The organism is Streptomyces sp. F001 (assembly GCF_004187715.1).
Taxonomy (GTDB): Bacteria; Actinomycetota; Actinomycetes; order Streptomycetales; family Streptomycetaceae; genus Streptomyces; species Streptomyces flavusporus.
Map to the genome: position 1 here is coordinate 768,583 of NZ_QZWF01000001.1, position 15,146 is coordinate 783,728.

Below are 15,146 nucleotides of genomic sequence, written 5' to 3' on the forward strand. Positions count from 1 at the left end.
CCCCCCCTCTTCGGCCCGTTCTCGGCCCCGCGCGACGGGCGCGTTCCCCCGTTCCGGGGAAGCGTCGGGCCCGTCGGCACTCGGGCAAGCCTAGGACTGGGACCCTGCCCCCATGACGCAGTTGGAACAGTTCACCACTCCCGTCGACGCGGTGGTCGCCCGGATGCGCGCGCTGGACGCGGCCCTTCCGGCGCGGGACGGGGTCGCGGTCTTCAACCGCGTCTACCTCGCCGTCACGGAGGCCGTCGACCGGCGCATCGACGCAGGACGGTTCCCGGACCCGCGGGCCGCGATCACGCTGGACGTGCGGTTCGCGGAACGCTATCTGGCGGCGGTCGACGCGGCCGCCGAGGAGCGTCGCCCGCCTGCCTGCTGGCGACCGCTGTTCCAGTACCGTCGCCATCCCGGCGTACGACCGCTGCAGTTCGCGCTCGCGGGCATCAACGCGCACATCGGGCACGACCTCGCGCTCGCCGTCGTGGACGCCTGTCGTACGCTCGACTGCGAACCCGGCGACCTGGAGGACGAGTTCGACCGCGTGGGCGACCTCCTCGTGACGCTGGAGGAGCGCATCCGCGAAGATCTGATGCCGGGTCCGGACCTGCTGCAGATCGCCGACCCGCTCACCCATCTGCTGGGCGCCTGGAGCCTGGAGCGCGCCCGGGACGCCACCTGGTCGACGGCACGGGCCCTGTGGGCACTGCGCCGGCTCCCGGACGTCGCCCGGGAGTTCACCGACCGCCTCGACGCGGCGGTGGGCCTGGCGGGACGGATGATGCTCACCCCGCTGCCGGACTGATCCGGCCCCGGCCGTGCCGTGCGCCGGAACTCCTGTGTGAGAGCTGTACGTTCGACAGAAACGGACCTCTTGCAAAGGAGCACAGAGCATGGCGACCCGCCTCGGACTCGGCCTCCCGCAGAACAGGCAGTACGACCTCGGACGGGACGTGCCCGACGTGGCGCGCGCCGCCGAGAGGACCGGTTACGACAGCCTGTGGGTGTACGAGCGGGCTCTGTTCCCCGAGCCCGCCACCCAGGGCCTGTACGGCATCGAGGGACTCCCCTGGCCCGACTCCTACCGGGGTGTGGCCGACCCGCTGGTCACGCTCACCCTGGCGGCCGCGGCCACCGAGCGTGCCGAGCTGGGCACCAGCGTGCTGGTGGCGCCGCTGCACGTGCCGTTCCAGCTCGCCAAGGCACTGGCCTCGCTGGACGCGGCGAGCGGCGGCCGGGTGGTCGCCGGCTTCGGCACAGGCTGGTCCCTCGACGAGTACGCGGCCGCTTCGGTGCGGCCGTTCGAGGAGCGCGGGCAAATGCTGGACGAGCTGATCGGGGTGTGCCGCGCGGTGTGGGGTGCGGACCCGGTGTCGTACGACGGGCGCGTCACGAAGATCGCCTCGGCCGTGGTCGGCCCCAAGCCGGCCCGGCCGATCCCGATCCTGCTGGCAGCGAACACCCCGAGGGCGCGACGCCGCCTCGTCGACCACGCCGACGGCTGGATGCCGGTGGGCATGGGCGCCGAGGCCGTGGCCGCGCAGTGGCGTCAGCTGCAGGACCTGGCGGCCGAGCGCGGACGCAAGGAGCCGATCCGGACCGTGATGCGGGTGAACCCGCGGTACACGACCGCGGCGTACGACGGCCCCGACCGCAGTCCCTTCCAGGGCAGCGTCGACCAGATCGTCGAGGACCTGGTCGCGCACGCCGAGGTCGGCCTCGAGGAGATCCTCCTCGACCTCCAGTCCACCGTGCGGGACGCCCAGGAACTCAAGGACGTCGCCGCCCAGGTGTACGAGAGGGCGCGAGCGGCCGGGATCTAGTCCTCGGGGAGTTCCACCGGCGCGATCTCGTCGTAGCGGTCGCCGGGGCCGGGGTTGGCCGGGTCGGTCGTGCCGCCGAAGTGGTGCATGACGCCCCAGACCGCGTTCAGCGCGGTCTGGACGGCGCCCTCGGCCCAGCCGGCCGTCCAGGAGATGTCGTCGCCGGCGAGGAAGATGCCCCGCTTGTCCTCCGGCAGCCGGTCCTGCATGAAGTGCGTGAACAGGCGCCGCTGGTAGCGGTAGTGGCCGGGCAGGTTGGCCTTGAACGCGCCCATGAAGTAGGGCTCGTTCTCCCAGGAGACCGTCACCGGGTTGCCGATGATGTGCTTGCGGATGTCGACCTTGGGATAGATCTCGCCGAGCGACTTCAGCATGACCTCCATCCGCTCGTTCGCGGACAGCGGCAGCCACTTCAGGCTGTCGTCGCACCAGGTGTACGACAGGCAGATCACGGCGGGCTTGTCGGGACCGTCGTCGAGGAGGTAGGTCCCGCGCGTCATGCGGTCGGTGAGGGTCATCGACATGACGTCCCGGCCGGTCTCCTCGTCCTTGTCCAGCCAGAACGGCCGGTCGACCGGGACGAACAGCTTCGAGGACTCCATGTAGTGGGTCCGCTCGATCGCGGTCCAGTGGTCGATCGGGAAGAGCGAGTCGTCGCAGGCGATCTTCGACAGCAGCATCCAGGACTGGGCGGTGAAGATCGCCGCCTGGTAGGTGCGGATGTCGCCGTTCGCATCCGTCACCGTGATCCGGTTGCCGGCGGTGCGGTGCAGACGGGTCACGGCCGGGCGCGGCTCACCGCCCTCGTGCAGCGTGGCCAGCGAGGTGCCGTACGGCCAGTGCACGATCTTCTCCGGCTCGCGCTCCCACAGGCGCAGCGGCAACTGCTGGGAACCGCCGACGATGCCGCGGTGGTGGTCGTCGGCCTCGGTGTAGACGACCCGCAGGATCTCCAGGATGGAGTTGGGGAAGTCGGTGTCCCAGCCGCCGGTGCCGAAGCCGACCTGGCCGAAGATCTCGCGGTGCCGGAAGGACTTGAAGGCCTCGGAGTCGCAGAGGAAGCCGTAGAAGGTCTGGTTGTCCAGCTTCTCGACGAGCTTCGCCCAGATCTCGCGGATGCGCGGGACGTCGCGCTCGCGCATCGCCCGGTTCATGTCGGAGAAGTCGGCGCCCTCCTCCAGGCACCTGTTCCAGGCCTGAGCCACGTCCCGGTAGACCTGCGGCAGGTCGTCGATCGTCTCGGCGTAGTGCGACTCGCCCTTGAGGTCGACGACGGTGGACGGGGTGGTCTCGGCCAGCGGGTTGGGGAACGGGCGGGTCTGGAGTCCGACCAGGTCGATGTAGTGCTGGAGGGCCGTGGAGGACGGCGGGAAGCGCATCGCGCCCATCTCGGCGGTCAGCGACGGGTCACAGCCGTCGAAGCCGACGGTCCGCAGCCGTCCGCCGATCCGGTCGGCCTCGTAGACGACCGGCTTGAGGCCCATCTTCATCAGCTCGTACGCGGCCACGATGCCGGACAGGCCGCCGCCGATGACCGCGACCTCGGTGCCGTGCTCGGTCGCGGGAACCTGGCCGAGGCCCGCCGGGTGGGCGAGGAAGTCGTCGTAGGCGTACGGGAAGTCCGGACCGAACATGGTGATCGGCGGCTGCTGCTCGTCTGCGTGCTCGACGGCGTTGGGCACGGTGGACGTCATGGGGTACGGACTCCTTGCGCGGGAAGTGCTGGGGGAAGCTGGGGGTTCAGACGAGGGACCCGTAGAGACCGGGGCGGCGGTCCTTCAGGTACGGGTTCGCCTCGCGGGAAGCGGCGAGGAAAGCGGGGTCGACATCGGCGAGGACGAGTTCCTCACCGCGCCCGGCGCGGGTGCGGGCGATCCCGTCGGGCCCGGCGAGGGTCGAGAGCCCGACGAACTCGAACTCCCCCTCCTGGCCGACCCGGTTGACGTACGCGACGTACATCTGGTTCTCGAAGGCGCGTACCGGGACGACGCACTCGGCGACGAACTGGAACGGGTGCATCTGCGCGGTCGGCACCAGCAGCAGGTCGGTGCCGGCGAGGGCGTGGGCCCGGACGTTCTCCGGGAACTCCACGTCGTAGCAGATCATCAGGCCGACCCGCAGGCCGTTCAGCTCGGCCTGGACGACCGGCTGGTCGCCCGGGGTGAAGTGGTCGCGCTCGAAGCAGCCGAAGAGGTGGGTCTTGCGGTAGTTGGCGAGGCGGGTGCCGTCGGCGGAGATCAGCTGGGCGGAGTTGTACACCGCCTCCGAGAAGCGCTCCGGATACCCGTACGCGATGGCCAGGCCGTGCCGGGAGGCGATGTCGGCGATCGCGTCGGCGGCATCGCCGTCGGCGGGCTCGGCGAGGCGGGCGATGTCGTCGCCGATCGCGTAGCCGGTCAGGAACATCTCCGGCGCGGCCAGCAGCGCGGCGCCCGCGGCGGCGGCGCGCCCCGCGGCCTCGTCGAGGACCTTGAGGTTCTCGACGGTCGAGCCGGGGCGGCCGGAGCTCTGGAGCAGGGCGGTGCGCATGCGTGATCCTCACCGGTACGGGGATGAGTGTGGGGGCCACGTAGACGGTACGGGCGGCGGGTTCCACGGGACAAGGAGGAGCCGTTGCGCGCCGGTGAGCCGATCGTTGCGTCCGTTCGGGGCGTGGCGGCGATTCGTTGCACGGCCCGGTCCGGGCGAGCCGGTCACAGTTCGCGCAGCCGCGCCACGATCTCCCGCAGCAGCTCAGGGTCCGTGGCCGGTCCGCCCGCCGCCGGCCACCGCGGCTCGTCGATGCGCACCAGACCGGCCTCGGCCAGATCGCCGAGCAGCACCCGTACGACGGTCAGGGGCAGGTCGGCGTCGGCGGCGAGCTCGACGACCGGCCGGGGGCCACGGCGCACGAGGTCGAGCAGCGAGGCGCGGGCGTGGTCGAGGCCCGGCCGTCCCTCGTCCGCCTCCACTGAGGTGACCTGCGACATCAGGTCGACCGTGTGACGGCCGGAGGGCCTGGTCCGGCCGCGCGTCACCATGTAGGGGCGCACCATCGATCCGGTCTCGTCCTCGTACCAGTGGTCGTCGGTCACGGCCGGCTCAGGGATCGTCGGTGCCGGCGGCCGACCGTACGGCGGTGTCGGCCTCCTCCGCCTCCAGCGACGCGAGCACCCCCTCCGGCAGCAGCACCGCCGCCGTCGTACCGCCGTACGGCGATCCGCTCAGGGTGACCCGGATGCCGTGCCGGGCGGCGAGTCTGCCCACGACGTAGAGCCCGAGCCGGTCGTGCCGGGTGGGGTCGAAGTCGTCGGGGCGGGTGAGGGTGCGATGGGCCTGAGCCGGCTGGTCGGCGGCGAGGCCCAGGCCCCGGTCGTCGATCTCCAGCACGAAACCGCCGCGAGCCGCTCGCCCGGTGCGCATGGTGACCCGGGTGTGCGGCGGCGAGAACATGGTGGCGTTCTCGACGAGCTCGGCGATCAGGTGCACGACGTCCGCGACGGCGTCCGCGGCGACGCCCACCGGCTCCATCGGGGGCACCTCCACGCGCGCGTAGTCCTCGATCTCGCTCACCGCGGAGGACACGACGTCGGCGAGGGGCACCGGGCGCCGCCATCGGCGGCCGGGTGCCGCGCCGGAGAGAATGATCAGGCTTTCCGCGTGGCGTCGCATCCGGGTGGTGAGGTGGTCGATGCGGAACAGCTCTTCCAGGACGTCCGGATCGTGGGTCCGCCGTTCCAGCGTGTCGACGAGCTTCAACTGCCGGTGCACGAGCGCCTGGTTGCGCCGGGCGATGTTCAGCAGCACCGCGGACATGCCCCGGCGCAGCGCGGCCTGCCGGACGGCGGCCTCGACGGCCGCGAGCCGTGCGGCGTTGAAGGACCGGCCGACCTGCCCGATCTCGTCGTCGCCCGCCTCCCCGTCGGCGAGCGGCGGCGCCTCGGCGGCGGCGTCCACGTCCTCTCCGGCGCTCAACCGCTCCATCACATCGGGCAGTTGGTGTGCGGTCAGCAGATCGGCGGCATCCCTCAGCGTCTCCAGCCGGCGGGAGATGCGCCGGGCGCCGCGCACTGCCAGCCACAGCGACAGGCCCACGGCCGCGAGGCCCACCACACCGACGGCGACCGCCTTGGCCAACTCCCGGTAGGCGAAAGCCCGTCCGCGGTCGGCGGAGTTCACGGCCGACTCGGTGCACAGCAGCATGTACCGCTTGACGGCCCGGTCGGTGGTGGTGCGCCAGGAGCCGGCCGCGACGGCCTCGCCCGCGTCGTCCGCTCCGGCCCGCAGCAGGGCGTCCTCACTCGCGGTCAACTGCCGGTGCAGGTCGCCGCGTCGGAACTCCTCGAACAGCGCCCGTGAGTCGGACGGCAGGTCGGGCACATAGGTCCGCTCGAAGACCCGGCGGTCCTCGATGGTCGCGGTCAGCGTGTCGTACTGCCGGTCGGTGAGGGTGCCCGCGGCACGCGCCCCGGCGACCAGGGCGTCCTCGCGCGAGACGAACTCCCGCACCCGGACCAGCTCGATGACGACCTGCGCCTCCCGCGCCAGTTGCCCGGCCTGCAGTGCGGTGAGCGCGGACTGGACGTCGAAGCCGGGCTCCACGAGGGTGCTGTACTCGCTCACCGCACGGTCCCAGGAAATGTCCCGGGACAGCACCCGCTGGCGCAGCGCCTCCAGCTGGTCGGCAAAGTCCACGACGGCGTCGAGCACCTGCCGCTGCCGCGCGGAGAGCCGGTCGCGGTCGCCGTCCCGGATCGCGTCGCGCATGGCGCTCACCGCACGGTCGGTGCGGCGCTGCTGCTCCAGGAGGTCCACGGCGGTGTCGGTACGGTGCCCGGCGCCCAGGTACGCGGCCGAGAGCCGCCGCTCGATCTGGATCTGCCCGATGGCCGTGTCCACGGGTGTGCCGAAGTCCTCGTAGACCCCCTGGACCCGGATCAGCGCACGCAGTTCGCCGGTGACGGACCACATGGCGAAGCTCCACAGCATCATCAGAGCGATCACCGGCGCGACCGCGAGCGCCACGATCCGGGCACGCACGGTGGTGGGACGGCCGATGGGCCGGCGCATGGTCTCCCCAGGGCGACAGGACGATCGGACGGTTGGACACAGTCGGTTACCCACCGGTTCTACCCACCGGTAGCAAAGCCGCGGCACAACCTACGGGACGGCGCCGCGGACCGCAATGGTCATCGGCGCCACCCCTGCCTCACGGCTTACGCCTCCCGCGCTCCGTTCCCCCGGCCGCCATCACCAGCGCGGTCACCAGATACGGCAGCCCGAACACCGCGAACGCCGTGCTGTGCCCGGTCGACGAGGCGACCGTCGCATAGCCGCCGAACACGGCGACCGTGGCCAGTTCGGTCCCCAGGCCCGCGACCGATGTCAGGGTCGCCCGCCCGGTGTCGTCGATCCGCCGCTGGAGCCGGGCGTCGGCCAGCACGTTCGCGAGCTGGAACCCGCCGAAGGCGACGGCGACCAGCACCAGTCCGGCCGGCGTCCGCGCCAGGGCGCCCGCCGCGAGGGCCAGTGCGGAGCCCCCGAGCAACGCCGCGAACCCGGTCCGGCCCAGGCGTTCGCCCGCACCGGCGAGCAGGCTCCCGGCCGTGGCGCCCGCCCAGATCAGCAGGAGCAGGTAGGGAGCGGCCCAGCCGGGGACGCCGGTGTCGCGCACCAGCAGCGGCGTGTACTCGTCGAGTGCACCCCACACCGAGGCGACGAGGGCGACCAGCAGGAGCGCGGCCCGCACGGGCCGGTCGGTCCGGGCCGCGGCGAGCCCGGAACGCAGGGTGCCGGCCCAGCTCTCGCTCCCGGCCGTCGGCGACCGGTGCTCCGGGAACCGGCTCGCCATGGCCGCCGTCAGCAGGCAGGTCAGCACGCTCGCCGCGCCCACGGCCGGGTAGCCGCCGAGCGCGAACACCGGCCCGGCGAGTCCCATCGCGGCCATCACCGCCACCAGGCCCGCCGCACGGGCACGGCCCATCACACGCGCGTAGTCGTCGGCCGCACCGAGCCGGTCGAGTTCCTCGTACACCAGCGCCTCCAGGGCGCCGGATCCGAGCGCTCCGCCGACGCCCCACAGGACGAAGCCGAGCGCGAACGCCCAGTACGACGGCGTGAGCACCCACAGGGTGAAGCCGACGGCGGTCAGCAGCGGGCCGAGCCACAGCAACAGCCGACGGGAGACGGCGTCGGCGAGGGCGCCGGAGGGGACCTCCAGCACGACGGCGGTGACGGACCACAGCGCGAAGAGGAAGGAGATCTGCCCGACCGTCAGACCGGTGTCGCTGAAGAGCAGCGCGTACAGCGGGTAGAGCAGGACGAACTCGTCGAGGAACGCGTAGCCGTACAGCGTGGCGGTCAACCGCCGGACGCCGGGCTCGCTTTGAGGTGAGACTCAATGTCGCCAGGTCATGGCATCGATGCTAGAGGGCCGCGCCCGCACGGCCAACCGATTATGTCGGCGACCCCGACGAGAAGCGCCGCAGCAGCGGCGACAGCACGAGCACCGACTTGGTGCGCTCCACGAACGGCTCCCCCGCGATGCGCTCCAGGACCCGTTCGAAGTGTCGCATGTCGGAGGCGAAGACCTGGGCGATCGCGTCCGCGTCCCCGGTGACGGTGGACGCGGCCACGACCTCCTGGTAGCGCTCCAGCCCTCGCTGGATGATCTCCGGCGAGGTGTTGCTCCGGCAGTAGATCTCGACGAACCCCTCGGTCTCCCAGCCGAGCGCCGACGGGTCCACCCGTACGGTGAAGCCCGTGATGGCACCGGTGGCGCGCAGCCGGTCCACGCGCCGTTTCACGGCGGGCGCGGACAGGCCGACGAGCTGCCCGATGTCGGCGTAGGAGCGGCGGGCGTCCTCGGCGAGGGCGTGCACGATGCGTTCGTCGAGATCGTTCAGCACTGCGGGTGGTTCACTTCACTTCTGCTGCGGCGAGACGGGAACGGCGGTAGCCGTACACGAAGTAGAACACGAGACCGGCGGCCATCCAGAACCCGAAGACGACCCAGGTCACGGTGTCGAGGCTGAACATGTTGTACGCGCAGAAGGCGAAGCCCAGGATCGGCAGAACCGGGCCGAACGGCACCTTGAACGTGCGCTCCAGCTCGGGTCGCCGGTAGCGCAGGACGATCACCGCGATATTGACCAGGGCGAAGGCGAACAGCGTGCCGATGCTGGTGGCGTCGACGAGTTTGCCCAGCGGGATCAGGGCCGCGAGCACACCGCAGAACAGGGACACGATCACCGTGTTGAGGCGGGGCGCGCCGGTCTTCGGGTGGATCTTTCCGAGCGCCTTGGGCACCAGGCCGTCGCGGGACATCGCGAACAGGATGCGGGTCTGGCCGTAGAGCACGGTGAGGACGACGCTCGCGATGGAGATGACCGCGCCGAGCGCGAGCAGGGTGCCCCAGAAGGTCTGGCCGCTGACGTCGTTCATGATCGCGGCGAGCGAGGCGTCGGAGCCCTCGAACTTGGTCCAGTTCCACGCGCCGACGGCGACGGCCGCGACGAGCACGTACAGCGCGGTCACGATGATCAGCGACAGCATGATCGCCCGCGGCAGGTCGCGCTTGGGATTCTTGGCCTCCTCACCGGCGGTGGAGGCGGCGTCGAAGCCGATGTAGGAGAAGAAGAGCGTCGCACCCGCGGCACTCACGCCCGCCATGCCGAGCGGCATGAAGTCGGCGTAGTTGCCGGACTTGAAGCCCATGAAGCCGACCGCGCAGAACAGCACAAGGGCGGCGATCTTCACCGCGACCATGATCGTGTTGACGCGGGCGGACTCACGGGCACCGCCCAGCAGGAACACCATCGCCAGCAGGACGACGATCAGGGCGGGCAGGTTGATGATGCCGCCCTCACCGGGCGCCGAGGACAGGGCGGACGGGATGGTGACCCCGATGGTGCCGTCGAGCAGCTCGTTGAGGTACTCGCCCCAGCCGACGGCGACAGCGGCCACCGAGACGCCGTACTCCAGCACCAGGCACCAGCCGCAGATCCAGGCGACCAGTTCGCCCATCGTTGCGTACGCATACGAGTACGAGGAACCGGCGACCGGGATGCTGCCCGCCAGCTCGGCGTACGAGAGGGCCGAGAACAGTGCGGTGAGTCCGGCGATCACGAACGCCAGGGTGACCGCGGGGCCGGCCTCGGGGACGGCGTCGCCGAGGACGACGAAGATACCGGTGCCGAGGGTGGCACCGATGCTGATCATGGTGAGCTGCCACAGCCCGAGGGAGCGCCGAAGCGCGCCTCCCTCGCCCTGGCCACCCTCCGCGACCAGGTGTTCGACGGGCTTACGACGCATCAGGCGCGCGGCGACGCCCGGTGACGGCGGGGCGGTCTGGCGATCGTTCTGCGGGGGTGCGCCTTGGTCGAGCACGCGCTGGCTCCTTCATCGCTGCCGGTCAGGGAGACGGGGACCGGCGGCACCCCTTCGAGCAGGGACCCACCGAGCGGGGTCCCCGCCACGCCACGTACGAGGCGACAGCCTATGAGCAGCGACGTTGCCCTTGTAATGCAGCAACCTTGCGTATGCCCGCAAGATCATTGCGTTCATCGGGAAGGTGTGAGCGTTCGTTGCACGGCTGCTGTCGACCGTTGCGCGAACACCGTTTCAGAGCTCGTCCGGGCCTCCCGCCACCGCCCGCGCCTCGGCCGCGTCCGACGCGTCGAAGCCCATCTGGCCGGGCTTTCCGTACGCCTCGGCCTGGGCGTCGATCCAGCGTGTGTGCGCCTCCCAGGCGGCCTGTTTGCTGGTACCCAGCGCCGCGCCGATCCGGGACCAGGAGGCGCCGGCCTCGCGGGCGGCGCGCACGGTGAGCTGACGCCCGTACGCGGCCTTGCGGGCCACGACCTCGCTCAGCGCGAGAAGTTCCAGCAGCTCGGCCCGGTCGAGGGCCTCCTCGTCACTGCCGGCCCCGGCCAGCGACTCACGTCGGCGCAACTCGTCGAGGCGGGTCACGGCGGTCAGAAGCGTGTACTGCGGCTCGATGCCCTGCGGTGTCGTCATGACCCCAGGCTCGCGTCAAGGCTCCTTGACGTCAAGAGGGCTTGACCCTCGCCTGCTGCCGGGCAAGACACTGCGCGTGGAATACGAACGGCCCCCGGTTTCCCGGCGGACGGGTCAACGGGGGCCGTACGGAAGGGAGTCGGGTCAGTTCCAGCTGGCGTGCAGAGGCTTGCCCTCGGCGTAGCCGGCGGCGCTCTGGATGCCGACGACGGCCTTCTCGGCGAACTCCTCGAGGGAGCCGGCGCCGGCGTAGGTGCAGGAGGAGCGGACGCCCGCGATGATCGAGTCGATCAGGTCCTCGACGCCGGGGCGGGCCGGGTCCAGGTACATGCGGGACGTGGAGATGCCCTCCTCGAACAGCCCCTTGCGGGCCCGGTCGTACGCCGACTCCTCCGACGTGCGGTTGGCCACCGCACGCGCGGAGGCCATGCCGAACGACTCCTTGTAGAAGCGGCCGTCGGGGTCCTGCTGGAGGTCGCCCGGCGACTCGTACGTGCCCGCGAACCACGAGCCGACCATCACATTGGACGCACCCGCGGCCAGTGCCATCGCCACGTCCCGCGGGTGCCGGACCCCACCGTCGGCCCACACGTGCTTGCCGTACTTCTTCGCCTCGGCGGCACACTCCAGCACGGCCGAGAACTGCGGCCGGCCCACGCCGGTCATCATCCGGGTCGTGCACATGGCGCCGGGGCCCACGCCGACCTTGACGATGTCGGCGCCCGCCTCGATCAGGTCGCGCACACCTTCCGCCGAGACGATGTTGCCGGCCACGATCGGCACCTGCGGGTCGAGGGCGCGCACCTGCTTGACGGCGCTGATCATCGACTCCTGGTGGCCGTGCGCGGTGTCGATGACGAGCGTGTCCACGCCCGCGTCGAGCAGCTGCTTGGCCTTGCCCGCGACATCGCCGTTGATGCCGACGGCGGCCGCTATGCGCAGCCTGCCCTTGGCGTCGACGGCCGGCGTGTACAGCGTGGCGCGCAGCGCGCCCTTGCGGGTGAGGATGCCGACCAGCTTGCCGTCGGCGTCGACAGCGGGGGCGTAGCGCCGGTTGTGGTGGTCGAGGGTGTTGAACGCCTCGCGCGGGTCCATGCCGGCATCGAGCAGGAGTAGCTCGTCCTTGGACATGACCACTTCGAGCTGGGTGAAGCGGTCGACGCCGGTCAGGTCCCGGTCGGTGACGACACCGATCGGGCGGTGCTCCTCGTCGACGACGACACCGGCGTTGTGCGCCCGCTTGTGCAGCAGGGAGAGCGCGTCGGCGACGGTCTGGTGCGGCGCCAGCACGATCGGGGTGTCCAGGACCAGGTGGCGGCTCTTCACCCAGGAGACGACCTCGGTGACGACCTCGATCGGGATGTCCTGCGGGATGACCACGAGCCCGCCGCGCCGGGCCACCGTCTCGGCCATGCGGCGGCCGGCGATCGCCGTCATGTTGGCGACGACGAGCGGAATCGTGGTGCCCGTGCCGTCCGGGGAGCTGAGGTCCACGCCCTGACGTGAGCCGACCGCGCTGCGGCTCGGCACCATGAACACGTCGTCGTACGTCAGGTCGTACGAGGGCTGGATGTCGTTGAGGAAACGCACGTGCTGCACATCCCAGTCGATCAGAGGTGGCCCCCGGACAGGTCAGCCAGGGGGAAGAGCACGTACTTCATTGTCCCATGACGGCCGGAATGCGATGCCCGGTCACTTCATCCAGGCTGGTCAGAGCCCTCATCGGAGGATCCTCCAAGGGCGAGCGCCACGGTCAGCGCCGACGCCACGTCCGCGGCCTGGGCGAACACCTCCCGGGCGGTCTTCCACTCCTGTGGGCGCGCCTTCGCGTACGGCTGCCAGTTCCGTACGACGATCAGCAGCCCCTTCTCGACGGCGTCCTCGGGCCAGACATCGTGGTCGGAGAGGCTGTCGGCCAGTGCGTCCCAGTTACGGCCGAACCAGTCGGGCAGCTGAAGGGCCCGGGCACAGCGGTCCATCAGGCCGGCCTTGTCCGTGACCCCGTCGAGGTCGAGGGTGACCACGAGCTCCGTCATCTCAGTACCGCCCTGAACGAGTCGTATTGAACCCTCCCCCAACTAAAGCAGGGGGATTCCTGGCTCAGGACGCCCCGCAGGCCGACGACCCGCAAGGTCTTACTCCCTCAACACCAGCCGGGACGGAACCTGCCTGGTTTGTTGAGCAAAGCTCGAGTGTGCCGTCTTGGCTCTCGATCGGCACAGTGTGCGCGCTTGGTTCTCGCAACGCACGGCGTGCAGCGTACCGGATCGTGCGGGCGGTCTTTCGCCCTGACGGCGAAACCCCGACGGCGAAGAGGCAGGCCAACACCCGGGGGACGAACCGCAGCACCATGCCGCCGATGCTGCCACGGCCGCCCCCTCAGGGCCTTGACATCAGGCCCCGTCCGGGTCGGCCCGGTTCAGGGCGGGCCGCGGCGTCGGCCCGGCCGCCATCAGATAGTCGGCCGCGGACGTGTCCGTCACCAGGCTGGTGACCAGCCCCGAGCGCAGCACGGCATCGATCGCCGCCGCCTTGCGCTGCCCACCGGCGATCGCGACGACCTCGGGGATACGGCGGAGCTGGTCGGCCTTGACCGTGATGCACCGCTCGCCGAGGTCCCGTCCGACCCGGCGGCCGTCGGAGTCGAAGAGGTGCGCGGACATCTCGGCGGCGACGCCGAGGGACGCGTAGTGCGCGCGCTCCTCGTCGCTGAGCATGTCGTGCACCGTCGAGATGCCCGGTTCCCAGGAGCCGATGGAGACGCAGGCGACCGTGACCTTGTCGAAGTACTCGAAGGCCCGGGCGATCCCGGTCTGGTTGCGCAGCGCGGCCGCCGTGGCGGCGTCCGGCAGCAGCATCGGCGCGTAGATGGGGTGGGCGTCACCGCCGGACACCTGCGCGGCCCGCCGCACGGCCTCCACCGAGCCGCGCTCGGCGGTCCCGGCGTCGTACACACCCGTCAGCTGCACCACCGTGCAGGGCGGCAGCCGGTCGAGGGCGGCGGCCATGTGAATGGTGGACCGGCCCCAGGCCAGGCCCAGGACGTCCCCCTCGTTGACGAGCTCGCCGAGCAGGTCGGCGGCCACCTCACCCAGGTTCTCGGGATCCGGGGTCTCCTCGGCCTCGGCCGGGGATTCGACCACGACGGCGTGCCTGAGGCCGTAGCGGGCGCGCAGCGCGTCGGAGCGCTCGGCGTCCAGCTCGGCCGGGACGCGGATCTCGATGCGCACGAGATCCCGTTCGAGGGCGGTCTCCAGGACCCGGGCCACCTTGAAGCGGCTGACGCCGAACTCCTCAGCGATCTGGATCTTGGACTTTCCCTCGAGGTAGAAGCGGCGGGCCATGGCCGCCGCCTGCACCAGCTCAGCGGGTCCCATCCGCATGGCTGACCGGCCCGCCGACATACCCGACACGGCGATCTCCTCACTGCTGTTCACACTCTGGATTCGCCGTTCATCCTTGCAGATCCGGCGCGGTTGATCAGCCCTGATCGACGACCGACGGGCGCCGTTCACGTAACCGTGGCTCAGTGGTCGCACGCCCATGTTGCCTGCTTCGTCACGGCCTCCGCCTTGGCCCGCAGGCCACGCACCGCGGCGGCCGGGTCGGCGGCGCCGTACACCGCCGAACCCGCAACGAAGACGTCGGCGCCCGCCTCCGCACACCGCTCGATGGTTGCGTCCGAGACCCCGCCGTCGACCTGGAGCCACAATTCGAGGCCGTGCTTGCCGATCAGCTCACGGGTGCGGCGGATCTTCGGAAGCATGATGTCGAGGAACGCCTGCCCACCGAAGCCCGGTTCGACCGTCATGATCAGCAGCATGTCGAGCTCGGGAAGCAGATCCTCGTACGGCTCGATGGGCGTCGCGGGCTTGAGCGCCATGGACGCGCGGGCGCCCTTGGCCCTGATCTCCCGGGCGAGACGCACCGGTGCGGCGGCCGCCTCCACATGGAAGGTGACCGAAGAGGCACCCGCTTCCACGTACTGGGGTGCCCACCGGTCGGGGGCCTCGATCATCAGATGGCAGTCCAGCGGAGTGTCCGTCGCCCGGGCCAGGGACTCCACGACCGGCACGCCGAGCGTGAGGTTCGGTACGAAGTGGTTGTCCATGACGTCGACGTGGAGCCAGTCGGCCCCCTCGACCGCCTTCGCCTCGTCGGCGAGACGCGCGAAGTCGGCGGACAGGATGCTGGGGTTGATCTGCACGGCCATGCCCCAAGCCTGCCACGCCCTCCGGGGGTGAGCGTCATCGGTGTCGGGTGGGATTGGTTGCAGGAGCAGCGCGGGCCGTCTGCGGCTGGTCGCACCCGCGCGGCGGAGCCGCATATGTC

14 protein-coding genes are annotated in these 15,146 nt (G+C 71.0%); 2 read left to right on the forward strand and 12 right to left on the reverse strand.

The window, feature by feature from the left end; genetic code table 11:
- The first annotated feature begins 112 nt into the window (after positions 1–112).
- Both StrepF001_RS03520 and StrepF001_RS03525 read left to right on the forward strand, forming a co-directional pair.
- Positions 113–799, forward strand: a complete 687-nt coding sequence (locus StrepF001_RS03520; RefSeq protein WP_129796787.1) for a DUF5995 family protein — start codon at positions 113–115, stop codon at positions 797–799.
- Positions 800–887: 88 nt separating this feature from the next.
- Positions 888–1,817 carry an LLM class F420-dependent oxidoreductase gene (locus StrepF001_RS03525; protein WP_129796788.1) on the forward strand — a complete coding sequence of 310 codons (930 nt, stop codon included), beginning with the start codon at positions 888–890 and terminating at the stop codon, positions 1,815–1,817.
- Here the strand turns inward: StrepF001_RS03525 and StrepF001_RS03530 are convergent.
- The 12 genes from StrepF001_RS03530 to rpe all read right to left on the reverse strand — a co-directional run bounded on the left by StrepF001_RS03530 (position 1,814) and on the right by rpe (position 15,027).
- Positions 1,814–3,511, reverse strand: coding sequence for an NAD(P)/FAD-dependent oxidoreductase (locus tag StrepF001_RS03530; RefSeq protein ID WP_129796789.1), 1,698 nt, complete (start codon positions 3,509–3,511; stop codon positions 1,814–1,816). The genes StrepF001_RS03525 and StrepF001_RS03530 overlap by 4 nt on opposite strands.
- A gap of 46 nt (positions 3,512–3,557) precedes the next feature.
- The gene (locus StrepF001_RS03535; RefSeq protein ID WP_129796790.1) at positions 3,558–4,346 is read right to left on the reverse strand and encodes a carbon-nitrogen hydrolase family protein; all 789 of its coding nucleotides are present in this window, start codon (positions 4,344–4,346) and stop codon (positions 3,558–3,560) included.
- Positions 4,347–4,510: 164 nt separating this feature from the next.
- Positions 4,511–4,891, reverse strand: coding sequence for a DUF742 domain-containing protein (locus tag StrepF001_RS03540; protein ID WP_240797274.1), 381 nt, complete (start codon positions 4,889–4,891; stop codon positions 4,511–4,513).
- Positions 4,892–4,898: 7 nt separating this feature from the next.
- The gene (locus tag StrepF001_RS03545; protein WP_129796791.1) at positions 4,899–6,866 is read right to left on the reverse strand and encodes a nitrate- and nitrite sensing domain-containing protein; all 1,968 of its coding nucleotides are present in this window, start codon (positions 6,864–6,866) and stop codon (positions 4,899–4,901) included.
- Between the two features lie 139 nt (positions 6,867–7,005).
- Complete coding sequence (locus StrepF001_RS03550; RefSeq protein WP_129796792.1) at positions 7,006–8,160, reverse strand: MFS transporter; 1,155 nt, start codon at positions 8,158–8,160, stop codon at positions 7,006–7,008.
- Positions 8,161–8,251: 91 nt separating this feature from the next.
- The gene (locus tag StrepF001_RS03555) at positions 8,252–8,704 is read right to left on the reverse strand and encodes an Lrp/AsnC family transcriptional regulator (RefSeq protein ID WP_129796793.1); all 453 of its coding nucleotides are present in this window, start codon (positions 8,702–8,704) and stop codon (positions 8,252–8,254) included.
- Positions 8,705–8,714: 10 nt separating this feature from the next.
- Complete coding sequence (locus tag StrepF001_RS03560; protein ID WP_129796794.1) at positions 8,715–10,184, reverse strand: amino acid permease; 1,470 nt, start codon at positions 10,182–10,184, stop codon at positions 8,715–8,717.
- Positions 10,185–10,418: 234 nt separating this feature from the next.
- Positions 10,419–10,814 carry a hypothetical protein gene (locus StrepF001_RS03565; protein ID WP_129796795.1) on the reverse strand — a complete coding sequence of 132 codons (396 nt, stop codon included), beginning with the start codon at positions 10,812–10,814 and terminating at the stop codon, positions 10,419–10,421.
- Positions 10,815–10,958: 144 nt separating this feature from the next.
- Positions 10,959–12,404, reverse strand: a complete 1,446-nt coding sequence (locus tag StrepF001_RS03570) for a GuaB1 family IMP dehydrogenase-related protein (protein ID WP_165396176.1) — start codon at positions 12,402–12,404, stop codon at positions 10,959–10,961.
- Positions 12,405–12,511: 107 nt separating this feature from the next.
- Positions 12,512–12,850 (reverse strand): barstar family protein, encoded by a 339-nt coding sequence (locus StrepF001_RS03575; protein ID WP_129796797.1) that lies wholly within the window; start codon positions 12,848–12,850, stop codon positions 12,512–12,514.
- Between the two features lie 357 nt (positions 12,851–13,207).
- Positions 13,208–14,251 carry a sugar-binding domain-containing protein gene (locus StrepF001_RS03580; protein WP_129796798.1) on the reverse strand — a complete coding sequence of 348 codons (1,044 nt, stop codon included), beginning with the start codon at positions 14,249–14,251 and terminating at the stop codon, positions 13,208–13,210.
- A gap of 89 nt (positions 14,252–14,340) precedes the next feature.
- On the reverse strand, positions 14,341–15,027 hold the full coding sequence (gene rpe / locus StrepF001_RS03585) for a ribulose-phosphate 3-epimerase (RefSeq protein ID WP_129796799.1): 687 nt from the start codon (positions 15,025–15,027) through the stop codon (positions 14,341–14,343).
- Positions 15,028–15,146: the final 119 nt, after the last annotated feature.

What these genes read in the sequence shown, in the direction of transcription:
- StrepF001_RS03520 (WP_129796787.1), top strand. Translation starts at nt 113, where the DNA reads ATGACGCAGTTGGAACAGTTCACCACTCCCGTCGACGCGGTGGTCGCC.
- StrepF001_RS03525 (WP_129796788.1), top strand. Translation starts at nt 888, where the DNA reads ATGGCGACCCGCCTCGGACTCGGCCTCCCGCAGAACAGGCAGTACGAC.
- StrepF001_RS03530 (WP_129796789.1), bottom strand. Translation starts at nt 3,511, where the DNA reads ATGACGTCCACCGTGCCCAACGCCGTCGAGCACGCAGACGAGCAGCAG.
- StrepF001_RS03535 (WP_129796790.1), bottom strand. Translation starts at nt 4,346, where the DNA reads ATGCGCACCGCCCTGCTCCAGAGCTCCGGCCGCCCCGGCTCGACCGTC.
- StrepF001_RS03545 (WP_129796791.1), bottom strand. Translation starts at nt 6,866, where the DNA reads ATGCGCCGGCCCATCGGCCGTCCCACCACCGTGCGTGCCCGGATCGTG.
- StrepF001_RS03565 (WP_129796795.1), bottom strand. Translation starts at nt 10,814, where the DNA reads ATGACGACACCGCAGGGCATCGAGCCGCAGTACACGCTTCTGACCGCC.
- StrepF001_RS03575 (WP_129796797.1), bottom strand. Translation starts at nt 12,850, where the DNA reads ATGACGGAGCTCGTGGTCACCCTCGACCTCGACGGGGTCACGGACAAG.
- rpe (WP_129796799.1), bottom strand. Translation starts at nt 15,027, where the DNA reads ATGGCCGTGCAGATCAACCCCAGCATCCTGTCCGCCGACTTCGCGCGT.